Below are 2,671 nucleotides of genomic sequence, written 5' to 3'. Positions count from 1 at the left end.
TCCAAAGTAATCAAATCAGCGTAATCAGTGTAATCAGTTTAATCCTGAGTCAGACAAAATCCGCTTAAAGTCGCCGAAGGCGACCATTAACTCCGGTCCACCAGTTTGTTCATTGCTTCGCTGTACCTGTCGCCGGTGTTGGGGTATTGCTGCAGGAGGTCTTCCAGGTTTTGCAGATCCGCTGCGGTTAAATTTACGTCCACAGCGCCGGCATTATCCAGCAGGTATTTCCTTCTTTTGGTGCCCGGAATGGGGATCACATTTTCACCCTGAGCCAGTACCCATGCGAGGGCCAGTTGCGCAGGCGTACAGTTTTTACCTGCTGCCAGCGCAGCAAAGCCGGCAGCCAGCTGGCGGTTGTTCTCTGCATGTTCCCCCTGGTAGCGTGGCAGCGACTTACGGAAGTCGTTATCGGCCAGGCTGGCAATATCCAGGTCGTTGGTAACCAGGCCGCGTGCCAGCGGGCTGAATGGCACGAAACTGATGCCCAGTTCTTTACATGCCGGCAGGATCTCCTTTTCCACATCCCTTGTCAGTAAGGAGTATTCGCTTTGCAATGCGCTGATGGGATGCACCGCATGGGCTTTACGCAGGCTGTTCGCAGATGCCTCCGAAAGACCCAGGTAGCGGACTTTACCTTCCTTCACCAGTTCGGCCATAGCGCCTACCATTTCTTCCACCGGCACATTCGGATCAATCCGGTGCGCGTAATATAGATCAATCACATCCGTTTGTAATCTCTTTAAACTGGCTTCCACGGCCTTTCTCATATAAGCCGGCGAACCATCAAAATGCGTAACGCCGGATGCAGGAGAAGAAGTGAACCCAAACTTGGTAGCAAGAAAGATCTTACTGCGGTTAGGCTTTAATACTTTGGCAATCAGCTCCTCATTTTTACCCGCAGCATACACATCCGCAGTATCCCAGAAATTGATCCCTATTTCCAGGGCTTTTTCCAGGGTGGCAATAGATTCCACATCATCCGGCGTGCCATAGGCATGGCTCATACCCATGCAGCCCAGTCCAATGGCTGACAATTGTACGTCTGTTGTTCCTAATGTTCTGTACTTCATATGATTTATTTTCGGGTTGATGGTAATAATAACGGGGCAAAGATAGGCGGCGTAATACTTGCATACTTGTAGTTATTACAGTATTAATTGTGCAAATCAAAGATGCCACTTTGCAGGAAAGGTACCGAATATTCGTATTTTTAAAGTCCATTATGAACCACGATAAACAATATCAGCTGATCACGCCTTCCGGTATTACCGATATCACAGACTGGTTTTGTGACGATATCCGGTTAACCCGCACGGTTTCCAGGTATACCACTCCCAACAGCATACACGCCGCTAATGATACCGATGTGGTACGCCTGCATTTTGGCATAAAAGGCGATTATGCATTCTCCTATAAGCAACTTAACCGCTCCTTCGACCTGATCGGCGGGCATCATAATATCATGTATTCAAACGGCTTTGAGATTGAAATAATACCCAAAGCAAAAGAAATAGAAACCTTCGGTATCCAGTTCCCCAAAGCACAGTTCCTGGAATTTACCCAAAATGGTAATGAACACCTGCAACGGTTTTGCGAAGCCGTGCTGAACGGGAAAAGCGTACTCCTCTCTGAAAGCTGGGGCCCTATTGATGCCGGTATCCAGCAGGTGATAGCACAGATCCTGAACTGCCGCTTTACAGGCCAGCTCAAAAAATTATTCCTTCTCTCGAAAAGTATCGAATTGCTGGTGCTTTCCGCAGAAGCATATAATTATACTGCAAAGAAAGATAGCTTCATAAAAAATAAAACAGACAAGGAAAAAATTATTGCAGTAAGAGACCTGATCAACAACCGGCTCAGTAACCCTCCGGGTCTTAGTGAAATAGCGCAGCTGGTAGGACTGAACGAATATAAACTCAAACGCGGATTCAAAGAAACCTTTAACTCCACGGTGTTCGATTATCTTACCGGCCAACGTTTGCAACTGGCCAACCAGTACCTGCAGGAAACACAGAAAACATCTGCTGAAATAGCCTATGAGCTGGGCTATTCCACCCCGCAGCATTTTAATAATGCGTTTAAAAAGAAATTCGGCGTTACTCCCAATTCCGTTAGAATTAATCCGTAAAATGCAATCCGCCGGGAGCGCAGTTCCTTAATATTGTAACATCAAAAACAATGTATTATGGACAAGCAGTTAAAACTTTCGGAATCCATCAGCATCAATGCCCCTGCATCAAAAGTATGGGCCGCCATCACTGATAAGTCGCTGATCAAAGAATATTTTTTCGGAACAGAAGTTACCAGCGACTGGCAAACAGGCAGCCCTGTTACCTGGTCCGGTGAATGGGAAGGAAAACACTATGAAGAAAAAGGAGAGGTACTGGCAATGGAAAAAGACAAGCAGCTATCTTACTCCTATCTAAGCTCCGGTAAAGAAGATACACCGGAAAACTATTCCATCATCGTGTATACGCTCAGCAGCAACGGCAACGGCACTACCGGCTTCACCGTGAGCCAGGAGAATTTTGCAGACCAGCAGGCCTATGATCATTCCCGCGACAACTGGCGCCAGATACTGGAAGGCCTGAAGAAAGTGGCGGAAAGAGCGTAGTTATCGCCTTCGGCGATTTAAGCGGATTTTGTCTGACGCAGGATTAAACTGATT

At 47.0% G+C, this 2,671-nt stretch carries 3 protein-coding genes; 2 read left to right on the top strand and 1 reads right to left on the bottom strand.

Going from position 1 to position 2,671, the window contains the following annotated elements:
• Positions 1–86 precede the first annotated feature (86 nt).
• Positions 87–1,073 carry an aldo/keto reductase gene (locus VN105_RS01620; protein WP_325637266.1) on the bottom strand — a complete coding sequence of 329 codons (987 nt, stop codon included), beginning with the start codon at positions 1,071–1,073 and terminating at the stop codon, positions 87–89.
• Between the two features lie 152 nt (positions 1,074–1,225).
• Between VN105_RS01620 and VN105_RS01615 the strand changes: the two genes are divergently transcribed.
• Both VN105_RS01615 and VN105_RS01610 read left to right on the top strand, forming a co-directional pair.
• Entirely contained in the window at positions 1,226–2,131 is a 906-nt protein-coding gene (locus VN105_RS01615) for an AraC family transcriptional regulator (RefSeq protein WP_325637264.1), read from the top strand.
• Between the two features lie 57 nt (positions 2,132–2,188).
• Entirely contained in the window at positions 2,189–2,617 is a 429-nt protein-coding gene (locus VN105_RS01610) for an SRPBCC family protein (protein WP_325637262.1), read from the top strand.
• Positions 2,618–2,671: the final 54 nt, after the last annotated feature.

Origin of the sequence: Chitinophaga sp. (assembly GCF_035564935.1) — a bacterium.
GTDB lineage: Bacteria > Bacteroidota > Bacteroidia > Chitinophagales > Chitinophagaceae > Chitinophaga.
The sequence above is the reverse complement of the archived record's forward strand: the minus strand, read 5'-3'. Positions and strand labels throughout refer to the sequence as shown.

Excerpts from the sequence above, each read along its gene's own strand:
- VN105_RS01610 (WP_325637262.1), top strand. The coding sequence starts at position 2,189 with ATGGACAAGCAGTTAAAACTTTCGGAATCCATCAGCATCAATGCCCCT.
- VN105_RS01620 (WP_325637266.1), bottom strand. The coding sequence starts at position 1,073 with ATGAAGTACAGAACATTAGGAACAACAGACGTACAATTGTCAGCCATT.
- VN105_RS01615 (WP_325637264.1), top strand. The coding sequence starts at position 1,226 with ATGAACCACGATAAACAATATCAGCTGATCACGCCTTCCGGTATTACC.